The 17,378-nt window shown below is 52.6% G+C and carries 11 protein-coding genes, 2 tRNA genes and 3 rRNA genes; 11 read left to right on the forward strand and 5 right to left on the reverse strand.

Annotated elements, in window-relative coordinates; genetic code table 11:
* The first annotated feature begins 271 nt into the window (after positions 1-271).
* From JQR90_RS02580 to rrf, 11 genes are all read left to right on the forward strand, one after another.
* The gene (locus JQR90_RS02580; RefSeq protein WP_010796848.1) at positions 272-1,999 is read left to right on the forward strand and encodes an acetolactate synthase 3 large subunit; all 1,728 of its coding nucleotides are present in this window, start codon (positions 272-274) and stop codon (positions 1,997-1,999) included.
* Positions 2,000-2,001: 2 nt separating this feature from the next.
* On the forward strand, positions 2,002-2,493 hold the full coding sequence (ilvN, locus tag JQR90_RS02585; protein ID WP_010796849.1) for an acetolactate synthase small subunit: 492 nt from the start codon (positions 2,002-2,004) through the stop codon (positions 2,491-2,493).
* A 39-nt stretch (positions 2,494-2,532) separates the two neighbouring features.
* Complete coding sequence (ilvC, locus tag JQR90_RS02590; protein ID WP_010796850.1) at positions 2,533-3,549, forward strand: ketol-acid reductoisomerase; 1,017 nt, start codon at positions 2,533-2,535, stop codon at positions 3,547-3,549.
* Positions 3,550-3,717: 168 nt separating this feature from the next.
* Positions 3,718-4,584 (forward strand): CDP-diacylglycerol--serine O-phosphatidyltransferase, encoded by an 867-nt coding sequence (pssA, locus tag JQR90_RS02595; protein ID WP_010796851.1) that lies wholly within the window; start codon positions 3,718-3,720, stop codon positions 4,582-4,584.
* 63 nt (positions 4,585-4,647) lie between these two features.
* A complete protein-coding gene (gene msrP / locus JQR90_RS02600; RefSeq protein WP_010796852.1) occupies positions 4,648-5,658 on the forward strand; it encodes a protein-methionine-sulfoxide reductase catalytic subunit MsrP in 1,011 nt (336 codons plus the stop codon).
* On the forward strand, positions 5,658-6,275 hold the full coding sequence (gene msrQ, locus JQR90_RS02605) for a protein-methionine-sulfoxide reductase heme-binding subunit MsrQ (protein ID WP_010796853.1): 618 nt from the start codon (positions 5,658-5,660) through the stop codon (positions 6,273-6,275). The genes msrP and msrQ overlap by 1 nt, the downstream gene beginning before the upstream one ends.
* A 471-nt stretch (positions 6,276-6,746) precedes the next feature.
* Positions 6,747-8,283: ribosomal RNA gene (locus JQR90_RS02610) — 16S ribosomal RNA — on the forward strand.
* Positions 8,284-8,381: 98 nt separating this feature from the next.
* Positions 8,382-8,458, forward strand: a tRNA-Ile gene (locus JQR90_RS02615).
* Positions 8,459-8,464: 6 nt separating this feature from the next.
* Positions 8,465-8,540 (forward strand) — tRNA-Ala (locus tag JQR90_RS02620).
* A gap of 246 nt (positions 8,541-8,786) precedes the next feature.
* A 23S ribosomal RNA gene (locus tag JQR90_RS02625) occupies positions 8,787-11,677 on the forward strand.
* Between the two features lie 119 nt (positions 11,678-11,796).
* A 5S ribosomal RNA gene (rrf, locus tag JQR90_RS02630) occupies positions 11,797-11,912 on the forward strand.
* The 16S, 23S and 5S rRNA genes sit together here with 2 tRNA genes alongside, the layout of an rRNA operon.
* 102 nt (positions 11,913-12,014) lie before the next feature.
* On the opposite strand, the gene JQR90_RS02635 is transcribed toward rrf, so the two are convergent.
* From JQR90_RS02635 to JQR90_RS02655, 5 genes are all read right to left on the reverse strand, one after another.
* Entirely contained in the window at positions 12,015-12,308 is a 294-nt protein-coding gene (locus JQR90_RS02635; protein ID WP_010796854.1) for a hypothetical protein, read from the reverse strand.
* A gap of 188 nt (positions 12,309-12,496) precedes the next feature.
* Positions 12,497-13,168 carry a LutC/YkgG family protein gene (locus JQR90_RS02640; protein WP_010796855.1) on the reverse strand — a complete coding sequence of 224 codons (672 nt, stop codon included), beginning with the start codon at positions 13,166-13,168 and terminating at the stop codon, positions 12,497-12,499.
* On the reverse strand, positions 13,165-14,619 hold the full coding sequence (locus tag JQR90_RS02645) for a LutB/LldF family L-lactate oxidation iron-sulfur protein (RefSeq protein ID WP_010796856.1): 1,455 nt from the start codon (positions 14,617-14,619) through the stop codon (positions 13,165-13,167). The genes JQR90_RS02640 and JQR90_RS02645 overlap by 4 nt, the downstream gene beginning before the upstream one ends.
* Entirely contained in the window at positions 14,616-15,440 is an 825-nt protein-coding gene (locus JQR90_RS02650; protein ID WP_010796857.1) for a (Fe-S)-binding protein, read from the reverse strand. The genes JQR90_RS02645 and JQR90_RS02650 overlap by 4 nt, the downstream gene beginning before the upstream one ends.
* A 114-nt stretch (positions 15,441-15,554) precedes the next feature.
* Positions 15,555-17,255: a lactate permease LctP family transporter gene (locus tag JQR90_RS02655; protein WP_010796858.1), complete on the reverse strand. Its 1,701-nt coding sequence runs from the start codon at positions 17,253-17,255 to the stop codon at positions 15,555-15,557.
* Positions 17,256-17,378: the final 123 nt, after the last annotated feature.

Consider the following 17,378-nt stretch of genomic DNA (forward strand, 5'->3'; position numbering starts at 1 on the left):
TGAATGCGAAGAATCCAAAGTTCGCTGTAGAAAGCCGGCCCAAAGCTAGCTTCTCGGCAGACCATGAGGTGCCTACCCGCGCCGCCGCAGTCATACCCGTAACGCGTTACCTCGCGCTGGGTGGAGGAACTCGGTAACTCTAGAGCTCTTCCAACACGGCTTTCTTGGCAGCTGTCCCGTCGGCGATCACCGTCGCCCATGCTCTGCCTTGCAGTCGATCGAACCCCGAAAGCCCACTCGTGGGCGCTCGTATTGCGTTGAGAGGTGAAACGTGGAGCTCTTATCCGGCGCTGAAATGGTCGTCCGTTTTTTGCGTGACGAAGGCGTTAAATACATTTATGGGTATCCTGGTGGTGCCCTGCTGCACATCTACGATGCCCTCTTTAAAGAAAAAGAAGTAACCCATATTCTTGTTCGCCATGAGCAGTCAGCCACGCATATGGCAGACGGCTATGCGCGTGCGACCGGAAAGGCAGGCGTCGTTCTGGTAACGTCAGGCCCCGGTGCCACCAACGCCATTACAGGTATCGCTACGGCGTATATGGATTCCATTCCGATGGTAATCCTGTCTGGGCAGGTTGGCAGCAACATGATCGGCTCCGATGCGTTCCAGGAAGTCGACATGGTGGGGATTTCCCGGCCTATCGTTAAACACAGCTTCATGATCAAGCACCCCTCTGAAATTCCAGAGGTCATGAAAAAGGCCTTCTATCTGGCGGAGTCGGGTCGTCCCGGGCCGGTTGTGGTTGATATCCCGAAGGATATGACCAGCCCCACGGAGAAGTTCGAATACGTATACCCCAAAAAGGTCAAGCTGCGTTCCTATAATCCGGCTGTTCGTGGCCATTCAGGACAGATTCGCAAGGCCGCTGAAATGCTGTTGGCGGCCAAGCGGCCTATCCTGTATTCGGGCGGCGGCGTCATCATGGGGAACGGTGCAGCCCAGCTGACCGAGCTTGCCAAGATGCTCAACCTGCCAGTTACCAACACGTTGATGGGGCTGGGCGGTTTTCCAGGCAGCGATCGTCAGTTCCTGGGTATGCTAGGTATGCACGGCAGTTACACAGCCAACCTGGCAATGCACCATAGCGATGTCATCCTGGCAGTAGGTGCCCGCTTTGATGATCGCGTCATCAATGGCGCCAAACGTTTCTGCCCCAATGCCAAGATCATTCACGTCGATATCGATCCGGCCTCCATCTCCAAAATGATCAAGGCGGATGTTCCGATTGTTGGACCTGTCGATAGCGTTCTGACGGAAATGGTTGCCATCCTCAAGGAAATTGGCGAGAAACCCGCGGCAGAAGCTCAGGCCAATTGGTGGAAGCAGATTGAGGAATGGCGCAGCTCGCAGGGCGGCCTGTTCCCCTATGACAAGGGGGATGGAAGCATCATCAAGCCGCAGACGGTGATCGAGACGCTTTACGAAGTAACCCATGGAGATGCGTTCATCACTTCTGACGTAGGTCAGCATCAGATGTTCGCTGCACAGTACTATCTGTATGACAAGCCAAACCGCTGGATCAACTCCGGAGGCCTGGGCACCATGGGGTTCGGCCTGCCAGCGGCGATGGGCGTCAAGCTGAACTTCCCCGACGTCGACGTCGCTTGTGTAACAGGCGAGGGCAGTATCCAGATGAATATTCAGGAGCTGTCCACCTGTTTGCAGTATGACCTTCCCGTCAAGATCATTACGCTGAACAACCAGGCCCTGGGCATGGTTCGCCAGTGGCAAGACATGCAGTACAACAGCCGTTACTCGCATTCCTATATGGAATCGCTCCCTGACTTCGTCAAGGTGGCTGAGGCATACGGGCATGCCGGTATGCGCATCACGCGTCTGGCTGATCTCAAGCCCATGATGGAAGAGGCCTTTGCCATGAAGGACCGTCTGGTCTTCCTGGATATTCAGGTCGATACCAGCGAGCACGTCTATCCGATGCAGATTAAAGATGGGTCGATGCGCGAAATGTGGCTGAGCAAGACGGAGCGGACTTAATCATGCGGCACATCATTTCCCTTCTACTAGAAAACGAGCCAGGCGCATTGTCCCGTGTGGTCGGCCTGTTCTCGCAGCGCAACTACAACATCGAAAGCCTGACCGTTGCTCCGACAGAAGACCCAACGCTCTCGCGTCTGACACTGACAACCGTGGGGCACGATGAAACCATCGAGCAGATTACCAAGAACCTCAATAAGCTGATCGAGGTTGTAAAGCTGGTGAATCTGTCCGAGGGCTCCCACATTGAGCGTGAGCTTTTGCTGATCAAGGTCAAGGCGACCGGAGCTCAACGCGATGAAGTCAAACGCACCACGGATATCTTCCGTGGACAGATAGTGGATGTAACGAGTAGCGTCTATACGATTCAGCTGGCTGGTACGAGTGAAAAACTCGACAGCTTTATCCAGGCGATCGGTACGACGTCTATTCTGGAAGTCGTACGCAGTGGTGTCACAGGGATTTCCCGTGGCGACAAGGCTCTGAGCATTTAAATTTGATAAAGCCACGCGGCTAATTCTAAGGAGAATTTCATGCGCGTTTATTACGATAAAGATTGTGATCTTTCCATCATTCAGGGCAAGAAAGTCGCCATTATCGGCTATGGCTCTCAGGGCCACGCTCATGCAAACAACCTGAAAGACTCAGGTGTAGACGTTGTCGTCGCGCTGCGCCCGGGCTCTGCCTCTGCCAAGAAGGCCGAAGCGGCTGGACTGGCTGTTAAAAGCGTTCCAGAAGCCGTTAGCTCTTCCGATGTCATCATGATTCTGACGCCTGACGAATTTCAGGCTCAGCTATACAAGAATGAAATCGAACCTAACCTGAAGCAGGGCGCTACCCTGGCCTTCGCTCACGGCTTTGCAATCCATTACAACCAGGTTGTGCCGCGTGCGGATCTGGACGTCATTATGATTGCACCCAAGGCCCCGGGTCATACTGTTCGCTCCGAGTTCGTCAAGGGCGGCGGTATTCCTGACCTGATCGCCGTTTACCAGGATGCCTCCGGCAATGCCAAGAACGTAGCGCTGTCCTACGCTTGCGGCGTGGGTGGTGGGCGTACCGGTATCATCGAAACCACATTCAAGGACGAGACCGAGACCGACCTGTTCGGTGAGCAGGCTGTCCTGTGCGGTGGTACCGTTGAATTGGTTAAAGCAGGTTTCGAAACACTGGTTGAAGCGGGCTACGCTCCTGAGATGGCCTACTTCGAGTGCCTGCACGAGCTGAAGCTGATCGTGGACCTCATGTATGAAGGCGGTATCGCCAACATGAACTACTCCATCTCCAACAATGCGGAGTATGGCGAGTACGTGACAGGTCCTGAAATTATCAATGCCGAATCTCGCCAAGCTATGCGCAATGCGCTCAAGCGTATTCAGGATGGCGAATATGCCAAGATGTTTATCAGCGAAGGCGCAAGCAACTACCCATCCATGACGGCATATCGTCGCAATAATGCGGCGCACGGTATCGAGCAGATCGGTGAAAAACTGCGCGCCATGATGCCTTGGATTGCTGCTAACAAGATCGTCGACAAGAGCAAAAACTAATCATTAGGGCCATTAAAGGTCCTGTTGATCTCAGTTTCGGAAAAACGCGGCCACGGCCGCGTTTTTTCGTTTCAGCTCGTCTTCTGATATAAAAGCTGTAACGTGTTAAGGATGAACCCTGAGAGGAGGGGATCATCCAAGACTTCAAGTCCTATGCAAGGAATTTTCATGAGCGAGCGTCCCGACGAAGCTAACGAAACAGCTTCCTCAAGCACTGAAAGCATTATTCCCGTCGATGAGCATTTCGAAGAAACACACGATGCCCAGGGACGAAAGATTCGCCGTCGAGGCGTCTATTTACTTCCGAACCTCTTCACGACAGCCGCGCTTTTTGCAGGACTTTATTCAATCATCAAGTCCATTGCGGCACAGACTGCGTTTATCCAAGGGCAGTCGGAAGAGGCTGCTGTAGGGTTTGCAGCAGCAGCGGCAGCCATTTTTATCGCCATGATCCTTGATGGACTGGATGGTCGTGTTGCACGCTTGACCAATACCCAGAGTGCTTTTGGGGAACAGTACGATTCGCTGTCCGACATGGTGGCCTTTGGTGTGGCGCCGGCCATTCTTGCATTTGAATGGGCTCTGATCAGTCTAGGTAATGTAGGTTGGGCTGTGGCCTTTATCTATGTGGCAGGTGCAGCACTTCGACTGGCGCGTTTCAACACTCAGATCGGCTCCGTCGATAAGCGTTATTTCATTGGATTAGCCAGTCCGTCCGCCGCTGCGCTAGTTGCCGGAACAGTATGGTGCTTTAGCGACTTTGGTATTCAGGGTTCCAAACTCTCATTCCTGGTTGCGTTCATGGTTGCTGCTGCAGGAATGCTCATGGTTAGTAATTTCAAGTACTGGAGCTTCAAGACCCTGGATATGAAAGGGCGTGTTCCGTTCGTGGGCATCCTCATCGCTGTCCTGATCTTCGCCATTATCTTTACTGATCCGCCACGTGTCCTGCTGCTGGGTTTCCTTGCTTATGCTGTGTCAGGTCCCGTCAAGGCATTAATGCGCTTCCGCCGTCATCGCGACCGCGCGCATTGATTAATTCCCTGATTATCTCCACAGTGAGACTACGTATCGACAGTAGTCGCTGTGGAGATTGCCATGCTGATCAACGTCCCTCCGCGTTCTGCCTGCACGCCATCTGAAATCACTCCAGAAAATATCTATTTGTCTCGCCGTCAATTCATGGGTGCAGCCAGTGCTGCTGTCACTGCTACGATGCTGCCCGGCTGGGCGCTTGCTGACGGATCTGTTTATTCAGATGTGGAACCAGGCAAAGCGCCTGATTGGTTTGCCGAGAAGCAGTCTGCTATTCATTGGAAAGCGGTAGATGTAAAAGGTGAGTCTATAACGCCTTTCAAAGACGCCACGCAATACAATAACTTTTATGAGTTCGGCCCTGATAAAGGGGATCCCTATGCCAATGCAGAGCAGATGGTGATCGAGCCTTGGACAGTTAAGGTAGACGGAGAGGTTGGTAAGCCAGGTACCTATTCGCTGGAGGACATTATCCGGCCTCAGCAGTTGGAGGAAAGGATATACCGCCTGCGTTGTGTCGAAGCTTGGTCCATGGTTATCCCGTGGCTGGGTATTCCACTGGCGGATGTCATTAAACAGTTCCAGCCAACAGCTAATGCCAAATACGTTCGTTTTGAAACATTGAATGATCCCCAGCATATGCCAGGGCAGCGTTCCAGTTTCTCTCTACTGGATTGGCCTTATCGAGAAGGTCTGCGTATGGATGAAGCCATGCATCCATTGGCTATATTGGCGGTAGGCATGTATGGGCGAGTACTGCCTAATCAGAACGGCGCACCCATTAGATTAGTTGTGCCGTGGAAGTATGGATTCAAAAGTATCAAGTCGATTGTTCGCATCAGCTTGGTGAGTGATCAACCGCAGACAACTTGGCAAAGCATGGCGCCAAATGAGTATGGCTTTTACGCCAACGTCAATCCGCAGGTCGATCATCCCCGTTGGAGTCAGGCTAAAGAGCGACGGCTTCCTAGCGGTTTATTTAGTCCTAATATTAAAGAAACACAGATGTTTAACGGTTATGCAGAGGAGGTTGCTGGCCTATACGCCGGAATGGACCTAAGGACGCAGTATTAATGATGTTGCAAGTATGGCGAGTGGTCGTTTTTATCAGTGCGTTTTCGGTGCTTGGTGTTTGGCTGTACGAGGCATGGAGTTCTGCCTTGGGCCCTGACCCTGGTAAAGTAATCATTGATAGGCTTGGCCTGGGGGCGCTAGTGCTCTTACTGATAACGCTCAGCTTGACGCCCTTGCAGAAAATGACGAGCTGGAAAGGATGGGCATTGGTTCGCCGCCAGTTAGGCTTGTGGACATTCACCTATGTAGCGCTTCATTTCTGCTCTTACCTGGCCTTTGTATTAGGCTGGGATTTTTCCCGCTTGGGTATTGAATTGCAGAAGCGTCCCTATGTGATTGTAGGGTTCATTGCCGTGCTGGGGCTGCTTCCTCTAGCTCTGACCTCGAACCGTTACAGCATGCGTAAATTAGGCAAGCAGTGGAAGCGGCTGCATCGCCTCATTTATATAGCATTGGTTATGGCCTTGCTGCACATGTTCTGGATAACTCGCTCGGATATCCGCGAGTGGCTGATATACGCCTCGATAGGAGGCCTGCTGCTTGTGCTTCGCTTACCATTCATCGCCACTCAGCTAAGACAAAAGAAGATTTTTCAGTCCGGTCAAAATAAAGCTTGACCTGTGAGCGGAGGGGCCTATAATGCGCCCCACTTCCGTTGCAACGGAACGGCAAAAAGCCTTGTATATCAATGGCTTAGCTGTTTAGTTAAGGTCAGGCCTCCGGTCTGGCAGAAGCGGAAAGAGGGAAGCGGTAGTTGACAAGCCCCTGGGCTTGTGTAGAATACGCCTCCCGCTGCCAGAACAGGTTTCCTGATCCGGCAGGTCCGGCAAGCGGTTCAGCAGGTTAGACCGGTTGAACAAAATGCTTGACAGGACAAGAGGTTAGCGTAGAATGCGCGCCTCGGTTGAGACAAGGTCTTAACCAACCGCTCTTTAACAAGTTGAATCAAGCAATTCGTGTGGGTGCTTGTGCTGTAAGACTGATGGATCGACAAGATTATCAGCAAGACAAGTAACACTCGTGAATTCGAGAGTTTATTTGCGATTGCTGAGCCAAGTTTAGGGTTTTCTCAAAACCCGGATATGTTTGAACTGAAGAGTTTGATCATGGCTCAGATTGAACGCTGGCGGCAGGCCTAACACATGCAAGTCGAGCGGATGAGGAGAGCTTGCTCTCTGATTCAGCGGCGGACGGGTGAGTAATGCCTAGGAATCTGCCTGGTAGTGGGGGACAACGTTTCGAAAGGAACGCTAATACCGCATACGTCCTACGGGAGAAAGTGGGGGATCTTCGGACCTCACGCTATCAGATGAGCCTAGGTCGGATTAGCTAGTTGGTGGGGTAACGGCTCACCAAGGCGACGATCCGTAACTGGTCTGAGAGGATGATCAGTCACACTGGAACTGAGACACGGTCCAGACTCCTACGGGAGGCAGCAGTGGGGAATATTGGACAATGGGCGAAAGCCTGATCCAGCCATGCCGCGTGTGTGAAGAAGGCCCTCGGGTCGTAAAGCACTTTAAGCTGGGAGGAAGGGTTGTAACCTAATACGTTGCAATTTTGACGTTACCAGCAGAATAAGCACCGGCTAACTCTGTGCCAGCAGCCGCGGTAATACAGAGGGTGCAAGCGTTAATCGGAATTACTGGGCGTAAAGCGCGCGTAGGTGGCTTGGTAAGTTGAATGTGAAATCCCCGGGCTCAACCTGGGAACTGCATCCAAAACTGCCTGGCTAGAGTACGGTAGAGGGTGGTGGAATTTCCTGTGTAGCGGTGAAATGCGTAGATATAGGAAGGAACACCAGTGGCGAAGGCGACCACCTGGACTGATACTGACACTGAGGTGCGAAAGCGTGGGGAGCAAACAGGATTAGATACCCTGGTAGTCCACGCCGTAAACGATGTCAACTAGCCGTTGGGGTCCTTGAGACTTTAGTGGCGCAGCTAACGCAATAAGTTGACCGCCTGGGGAGTACGGCCGCAAGGTTAAAACTCAAATGAATTGACGGGGGCCCGCACAAGCGGTGGAGCATGTGGTTTAATTCGAAGCAACGCGAAGAACCTTACCAGGCCTTGACATGCAGAGAACTTTCCAGAGATGGATTGGTGCCTTCGGGAACTCTGACACAGGTGCTGCATGGCTGTCGTCAGCTCGTGTCGTGAGATGTTGGGTTAAGTCCCGTAACGAGCGCAACCCTTGTCCTTAGTTACCAGCACATCATGGTGGGCACTCTAAGGAGACTGCCGGTGACAAACCGGAGGAAGGTGGGGATGACGTCAAGTCATCATGGCCCTTACGGCCTGGGCTACACACGTGCTACAATGGTCGGTACAAAGGGTTGCCAAACCGCGAGGTGGAGCTAATCCCATAAAACCGATCGTAGTCCGGATCGCAGTCTGCAACTCGACTGCGTGAAGTCGGAATCGCTAGTAATCGTGAATCAGAACGTCACGGTGAATACGTTCCCGGGCCTTGTACACACCGCCCGTCACACCATGGGAGTGGGTTGCACCAGAAGTAGCTAGTCTAACCTTCGGGAGGACGGTTACCACGGTGTGATTCATGACTGGGGTGAAGTCGTAACAAGGTAGCCGTAGGGGAACCTGCGGCTGGATCACCTCCTTAATCGATAGATCCCAGCTTTGGCATAAGCTCCCACACGAATTGCTTGATTCACTGAAATAAAGACGCGAGATGAGTCAAGACTCAAGCGTTAGACGATTGGGTCTGTAGCTCAGTTGGTTAGAGCGCACCCCTGATAAGGGTGAGGTCGGCAGTTCGAATCTGCCCAGACCCACCAATCGATGGGGCCATAGCTCAGCTGGGAGAGCGCCTGCTTTGCACGCAGGAGGTCAGGAGTTCGATCCTCCTTGGCTCCACCATCTAACACCGCGTTAAAGCTCAGAACTGAGTGCTTACCCCCCCCTAAGGGTTGGGTCGGAGCATTGACTTCTGAACTTTGTTTTCAGACTGTTCTTTAAAAATTTGGGTATGTGATAGAAGTACGAACACATAGGCTGTTTCACTGCAGACTATGTGGTCAAGGTAAATTTGCGAGTTCAAGCGCAAGTTTTCGGCGAATGTCGTGTTCCAAGCCAGACATAACTTCAGATTCTTTGGGGTTATATGGTCAAGTGAATAAGCGCATACGGTGGATGCCTTGGCAGTCAGAGGCGATGAAAGACGTGATAGCCTGCGATAAGCTTCGGGGAGTCGGCAAATAGACTGTGATCCGGAGATCTCTGAATGGGGGAACCCACCTGACATAAGTCAGGTATCTCACACTGAATCCATAGGTGTGAGAGGCGAACCAGGGGAACTGAAACATCTAAGTACCCTGAGGAAAAGAAATCAACCGAGATTCCCTAAGTAGTGGCGAGCGAACGGGGACTAGCCCTTAAGCTCAATTGATTTTAACCGAACGCTCTGGAAAGTGCGGCCATAGTGGGTGATAGCCCCGTAGGTGAAAGGATCTTTTGAGTGAAATCGAGTAGGACGGCGCACGTGAAACGTTGTCTGAATATGGGGGGACCATCCTCCAAGGCTAAATACTACTGACTGACCGATAGTGAACCAGTACCGTGAGGGAAAGGCGAAAAGAACCCCGGAGAGGGGAGTGAAATAGAACCTGAAACCGTATGCGTACAAGCAGTGGGAGCCTACTTTGTTGGGTGACTGCGTACCTTTTGTATAATGGGTCAGCGACTTATATTCAGTGGCAAGCTTAACCGTATAGGGAAGGCGTAGCGAAAGCGAGTCTTAATAGGGCGTTTTAGTCGCTGGGTATAGACCCGAAACCGGGCGATCTATCCATGAGCAGGTTGAAGGTTAGGTAACACTGACTGGAGGACCGAACCCACTTCCGTTGAAAAGGCAGGGGATGACTTGTGGATCGGAGTGAAAGGCTAATCAAGCTCGGAGATAGCTGGTTCTCCTCGAAAGCTATTTAGGTAGCGCCTCATGTATCACTCTGGGGGGTAGAGCACTGTTTCGGCTAGGGGGTCATCCCGACTTACCAAACCGATGCAAACTCCGAATACCCAGAAGTGCAAGCATGGGAGACACACGGCGGGTGCTAACGTCCGTCGTGAAAAGGGAAACAACCCAGACCGTCAGCTAAGGTCCCAAAGTTGTAGTTAAGTGGTAAACGATGTGGGAAGGCTTAGACAGCTAGGAGGTTGGCTTAGAAGCAGCCACCCTTTAAAGAAAGCGTAATAGCTCACTAGTCGAGTCGGCCTGCGCGGAAGATGTAACGGGGCTCAAACTACACACCGAAGCTACGGGTTCATCGCAAGATGAGCGGTAGAGGAGCGTTCTGTAAGCCTGTGAAGGTGAGTTGAGAAGCTTGCTGGAGGTATCAGAAGTGCGAATGCTGACATGAGTAACGACAATGCGAGTGAAAAACTCGCACGCCGAAAGACCAAGGGTTCCTGCGCAACGTTAATCGACGCAGGGTGAGTCGACCCCTAAGGCGAGGCTGAAAGGCGTAGTCGATGGGAAACAGGTTAATATTCCTGTACTTCTAATTACTGCGATGGGGGGACGGAGAAGGCTAGGCCAGCTTGGCGTTGGTTGTCCAAGTTTAAGGCGGTAGGCTGACTGTTTAGGTAAATCCGGACAGTTAAGGCCGAGAGCTGATGACGACTCTTCTTATGAAGAGGAAGTGGTTGATGCCATGCTTCCAGGAAAAGCCTCTAAGCTTCAGGTAATTAGAAATCGTACCCCAAACCGACACAGGTGGTCGGGTAGAGAATACCAAGGCGCTTGAGAGAACTCGGGTGAAGGAACTAGGCAAAATGGCACCGTAACTTCGGGAGAAGGTGCGCCGGTGAGGGTGAAGGACTTGCTCCGTAAGCCCATGCCGGTCGAAGATACCAGGCCGCTGCGACTGTTTATTAAAAACACAGCACTCTGCAAACACGAAAGTGGACGTATAGGGTGTGACGCCTGCCCGGTGCCGGAAGGTTAATTGATGGGGTTAGCGCAAGCGAAGCTCTTGATCGAAGCCCCGGTAAACGGCGGCCGTAACTATAACGGTCCTAAGGTAGCGAAATTCCTTGTCGGGTAAGTTCCGACCTGCACGAATGGCGTAACGATGGCGGCGCTGTCTCCACCCGAGACTCAGTGAAATTGAAATCGCTGTGAAGATGCAGTGTATCCGCGGCTAGACGGAAAGACCCCGTGAACCTTTACTGTAGCTTTGCACTGGACTTTGAGCCTGCTTGTGTAGGATAGGTGGGAGGCTTTGAAGCGAGGACGCCAGTTCTCGTGGAGCCATCCTTGAAATACCACCCTGGCATGCTTGAGGTTCTAACTCTGGTCCGTTATCCGGATCGAGGACAGTGTATGGTGGGCAGTTTGACTGGGGCGGTCTCCTCCTAAAGAGTAACGGAGGAGTACGAAGGTGCGCTCAGACCGGTCGGAAATCGGTCGCAGAGTATAAAGGCAAAAGCGCGCTTGACTGCGAGACAGACACGTCGAGCAGGTACGAAAGTAGGTCTTAGTGATCCGGTGGTTCTGTATGGAAGGGCCATCGCTCAACGGATAAAAGGTACTCCGGGGATAACAGGCTGATACCGCCCAAGAGTTCATATCGACGGCGGTGTTTGGCACCTCGATGTCGGCTCATCACATCCTGGGGCTGAAGCCGGTCCCAAGGGTATGGCTGTTCGCCATTTAAAGTGGTACGCGAGCTGGGTTTAGAACGTCGTGAGACAGTTCGGTCCCTATCTGCCGTGGACGTTTGAGATTTGAGAGGGGCTGCTCCTAGTACGAGAGGACCGGAGTGGACGAACCTCTGGTGTTCCGGTTGTCACGCCAGTGGCATTGCCGGGTAGCTATGTTCGGAAAAGATAACCGCTGAAAGCATCTAAGCGGGAAACTTGCCTCAAGATGAGATCTCACTGGAGCCTTGAGCTTCCTGAAGGGCCGTTGAAGACTACAACGTTGATAGGTCGGGTGTGTAAGCGCTGTGAGGCGTTGAGCTAACCGATACTAATTGCCCGTGAGGCTTGACCATATAACACCCAAACAATCTGTTGTTTGGTAAAGACCAGCCGAAAGCTTGGTTGAACCGCAAAATACCAATCACATATCCATTCGGGGAAACGACTAGACACCGGTTCCCCACCCGAATTGCTTGACGACCATAGAGCGTTGGAACCACCTGATCCCTTTCCGAACTCAGAAGTGAAACGATGCATCGCCGATGGTAGTGTGGGGTTTCCCCATGTGAGAGTAGGTCATCGTCAAGCACCTATACCCAAAACCCCCAGGCCTAACCGCCCGGGGGTTTTGCTTTGCGGCAGAAAATAAAAAAGATAGGCTGCTTTTCCTACGCGGCCTACAAGAGCTGCTTATTTGCTGCCACCTGTCTCTCCGCCTGGTTTGCGGATCAGGGATAATGCCTGGTTGGCCGAGGCGATGCACTTCTTGGTATCACCTGCTTGTTGATGCTTTACCGCCTCTTCATGAAGCTCTTTGATACGTTGCACCTGGACATTGGAGTCTGTTGCGGTAGCGGTTGCCATTGATGGTGTGGTTTTCATGGCGTCATCAATTTTTTGCAGCTGAATAGCGCAAAGATCTTCAGCAAAAACAGGTGAAGCCATTAGGGCAGCTACGGCAGCTACTAAAGCGGTGCGTTTCATAGACATCTCCTTGAACATGAATGACGTAAGCGAATTTCCAGGCTAAGTCAGAAGGACCTTGCTGGCTCCATTAAAGGACTAACCAGCCTCATACGAGTGGACTGCTATCGGCCGCTTACGTTTCATTTATCTTTTAAAGAAATACTTCAAATACCCTTACAGAAGCGCGCTCCAAACCGCTATGTAAGTTAAGCATCTTCAATTATTAGGACGACCAAATCCTTGGGACCATGTGCGCCGTACGCTAGTACTTGTTCTATGTCAGCGGTTTTGGATGGCCCGGAGATGAGCAATGCATTGGTAGGCATACTTTCCGGCCACTGGTATTTGTCGTGAAACGTATAAAGGTTGTCTTCGATCTTGCTGGCCTGTAGGAGAGCAATGTGAACGGGTGGAACCAGACTCATTAGTCGAGGTTCTTCACGGGTTGGCCAGAGCACTAGGCTACCTGTTGCTGCTATGGCTCCGAGCGTCCCCGTTAAGCTGGCTGGGGTCTCGTTGAAGAGTTCCGCTTTCCATTCCTCAATTGGGCGGTCATAGGCCTTGAGAAAAGGAAGTCCCGCTTTATCTTTCCAATAGGCCGTAAGCTGGTCGCCATGGGGTGTCTGAGGGGCTATAAGCAGGCTAGGAATTTGTTTGTCGTGAAGAAGTTGTTCGACCAGTGCGGGCCAACGTTCTTTTGTGGTGAGGTGTATCTCTGTATGAACCGCCTCCATAAGTGCTCGTAGTCGACTGATGCGCTCCTCAGGCGCATAGCTCCAGGGTTGGGTTACTAGTGATACGTCATAGTCATCTTTCACAGGCGTTGTGCCAGCCAAGCTTTTCCGAAGTTTGCCTAAAATATTGCTGCGGGCATTCATGCTTTGTCCTCCCCTAGGTGCTCACGAGCCAACTCGTGAAGTGATCTTGAGGCGGGTTTGGGCGCAGCATGGTTCTCGCTCCATGGCCCAACATTTCCGGGAGTAAGATTTCGAAAGCGTGTTGCGAGGTAGGCAAAAGATTTATAGAGCGTTGGGGATGTGTAGAGTGTCTTCCAGCCTTTCCAGGTCAGTCTTTCACGCGGAGAGAACTTGCTGCCTTGGCCGCGCATGAGATAAGGGGTAGCTTCCGGTGGCTTAACGTTTTCTTCCCTTAAGCGGCGTAACAGCGCGGGAATGGGGATTTTTACGGGGCAGACTTCTCCGCAGGCACCACACAGCGATGAAGCACTGGGGTGATCCGGCGTGTTTTCCAGCCCCAGTAAGTGTGGCGATATGATCTTCCCAATAGGGCCAGGGTATACCGTGCCGTAGGCGTGACCACCAATACGGGTATAGACCGGGCAGTGATTCATGCAGGCCCCACAGCGAATGCAGTTAAGTGTCTGTCGCAACTCTCCATCAGCAAAGGCCTGACTGCGGCCATTGTCTAGAAGAACAAGGTGCACTTCTCGTGGCCCATCCAGCTCATCGGATTTGCGTGGGCTTGAGATCATATTCACGTAGGTAGTTATCGGCTGGCCTAATGCTGAGCGTGTCAAAAGCGATAGCAACGGCACGACGTCACGCAGGTTTTCCACAACTTTTTCTATTCCAGTGACAGCGATATGTACGTTAGGAACGCTTGTGGACATGCGGCCGTTCCCTTCGTTTTCAACAAGCAGCAGAGTGCCTGTTTCAGCTACTGCGAAGTTAACGCCTGATATGCCGATATCTGCTTCGAAAAATTTTTGTCGTAATACGCGCCGGCCCGTTTGAATTAGTTCATCGACATCTGTGGTGTATTCGGTGCCAAGGGTGTTGCTGAATAGTGAGGCCACCTGGGCAGCATTCATGTGAATCGCAGGCATGATGATATGCGAAGGTTTCTGCCCGGCCAGCTGGATGATGTACTCACCCATGTCTGACTCAAGGCACTCTATACCTTGCTTTTCCAGCACATGGTTCATGTTCATCTCTTCGCTGACCATGGACTTTCCCTTGATCAGGCGTGTGGCCTTGTGTGCCTCGGCGATTGACTGAACGATAGCGTTGGCTTCGTCTGTCGTTTCTGCCCAATGAACCTGAATACCGTTGCGTGCCAGGTTGGCTTCCAGCTTTTCAAGGAGGTCAGGCAGCTTGGAAAGCGCCCTTGCACGAATGCGATTGCCCATCTCTCGTAGCCGCTCACGCTCATCAGGATCACTCATAATGGCCAGGCGTTTGGTCATCAGTGAATCCATGGCAACACGGAAATTACGGCGCAGCTGCTCATCGTTCAGCGCTTGGCGCGCTCGCGTCTTGAAGGGTGGTGTGGGAATCTCCAGAGCGGGAATTCGGGTCATCTGGTTCATACGCTATCTCCGGTTCGCTGCCAGATGAAACTGGCAAGATGCTGCCCACGCAATGTAGCGTTCTGCTTTTCCAGGGCACCATTGATGTTCATCAGGCAGCCGCAGTCAGCGGTCACGATTTGAGCAGCACCCGATTCCTGAAGAGCACGTGTCTTGTCTGCCACCATGGCACCAGAGATATCTGGCATACGGACCGAGAAAGTGCCGCCAAAGCCGCAGCATTCGCTTTCATGGTCATGATCCACCCGTTGGACCGCCTCTAGCTGAGCGAGTAAGGCTCTGCCATGGAGGTGTGTATTCATCTCGCGGCGTGCGCTGCAGGAGGTATGAAGTGCAACCTTGGTAGGCGCCCCGCGATCCTTGAGGTCAACTTTACAAACGTTGAGCAGGAATTCGGCCAATTCATAGGTTCGGTCGGCCAGTGCTTCGATTTGACGAAGCGTAGCAGGCTCATGTTTGAACAATTCCGAATAGTGATGACGAATCATGCCTGCGCATGATCCCGAAACAACAACCAGCGGCCAGTCCTGACGGAACAGGCCCAGCTGTGCTCGTGCGACTTCGCGTGCTTCCTCGGTATAACCGGAAGTATAGGCAGGCTGCCCGCAGCAACTTTGACTTTGGGGAAAATGGACCGTAATACCTTCACGTTCCAGCAGACGGATACTGTCCATGCCTGCTTCTGGATAAAACAAATCGACAACACAGGTACCAAATAAATAAACGTGTTGCGGCTTCTGCGCGGGGTATTCCCGCTGCTTTGGAATGGGTGGCGCGATGCGGGTGGCATTGGGCGCTGCGTTATAAAAAAGCTCACTCATTCAGGCGTCTCCGGGTTTGCCCGGTTATCCATCCTGTGGGATGGGGTTATGGCAGTGCCGGGACGAGCCCGGCACCGGTGTCTTGGCGGCAACTTCTTAATTCGCCTTTATCTGTTAGTGAAGGATCATGCCGGTGAGTACATAGGCTTGGACCAGCGTGATAAGGCCTACAATAGTGGCGAAGATCAGGCTGTGTTTCAGGGTGAAACGGAACAGGTCAGATTCTTTCCCAACCATGCCGGTAGCAGCACAGGCAACGGCAATCGACTGTGGTGAAATCATTTTGCCTGTTACGCCGCCGCTGCTGTTAGCCGCAACCAGCAGGGTGTCCGATACTCCAATTTGATGGGCAGTGGTGGCCTGTAGAGAGCCGAAGAGAGCGTTTGAAGAGGTATCCGATCCTGTTAGAAAAACCCCGAGCCAACCGAGAAATGGTGAAAAGAATGGGAAGAGCGCTCCTGTTCCCGCCAGTACTAAAGCGAGTGTTGTCGACATGCCGGAATAGTTGGTTACGAACGCAAAGGCCAGCACCATGCCAATCGAAAGGATTGGCCATCGCAACTCCACCAGCGTTTCCTTGAATGTGGACAGTGCTACGCCAGGCTTGATCTTGAGGATTGCCATGGAGATAAGAGCCGAAATCAGGATCGCTGTACCTGTGGCAGAAACAGGATCGAATTTGAAGACCGCAGCTATTGGAGTAGGGTCTGTCGCAATCGGTGCAGTCTTGAGAACAAGCTTGTCCAGGAACGGCACCGAAATATTAATGACCAGACTGTAGAGTGAGCCACCTGCGACAAACATTGCTTTGAAGGGTTTGAGTGTCCAGACGGTAACCAGCGCGGTCAGGATCAGGAAGGGCGACCAGGCTTTGATGATCTGTCCCAGTGTATAGGGCGAAGGTGTGCGGTTGCCTGGTGCTCGGCCAAAGCCGGGGCCGCCGCCCAGGGTTGCTGCCCCGCCTGCACTGACCCCGACCACCTCTTGGGCGACGGCGTGACGGCTTTGACGCAGCTTCAGGTAGGCGGTCAGCGAAGCCATGCTGAACAGGGCCGAGGTGATGTCGGGTAGCTCAGGGCCAATGTAGTTCGAGGTAAAGTACTGGGAAACGGCAAAGCTGCTACCGCATACGAGGGCTGCCTGCCAGGTTTCACGCAGACCACGCATGCCATCCATCATGGCCATGAGCCAAAAGGGGACCAGCAGAGACAGCAGTGGAAGCTGGCGACCGGTCATGGCGCCCAGTTTGAAAGCATCAATGCCGGTTACCTGGCCCGCTACGATTGTTGGAATACCTAGAGCGCCGAATGCAACCGGGGCGGTATTGGCAATCAGGCATAGACCTGCCGCCTTGAGCGGATTATGTCCCAGACCCACCAACAGGGCTGCGGTAATGGCGACGGGTGCGCCAAAGCCTGCGGCGCCTTCAAGAAAGGCTCCAAAGCAGAACCCAATAAGCAGCACCTGCAGACGTTGGTCATCCGTAATGGAAAGGACTGAGCTGCGGATGACATCGAACTGACCGCTTTTGACGGTCAGTTTGTAGAGAAAAACCGCTGCGACGATGATCCAGGCGATTGGCCATAGGCCATAAAGGAATCCATACCCGGCCGCTGCCAGCGCTTTTTCTACCGGCATCCGGTAGACCAGAATGGCAATACCAAGGGATAGCGCCAGGGTAATGGTTCCGGCGAGATGGCCCTTCATGCGAAAGACAGCCAATGCAAGAAAGAAAAACACGATAGGGACAAGTGCTGCCGTCGCGGACAAGCCCAGACTGCCAAGCGGTGTATACAGCTGTTGCCAGGTTTCCATGTAGAGCTCCCTTGATTGTTGTTGTGTAGGGGGCGGTGCTTCCGATAGGCGTATCGGTTTCTTAATGCCTAAATTGGTCATACCAATTTACAATGGCTGACAGTTGAGGTTAAAAGTTGCCTA

Source organism: Pseudomonas sp. JZ114 (assembly GCF_051027705.1).
In the GTDB taxonomy this organism is placed as follows: domain Bacteria; phylum Pseudomonadota; class Gammaproteobacteria; order Pseudomonadales; family Pseudomonadaceae; genus Chryseomonas; species Chryseomonas luteola.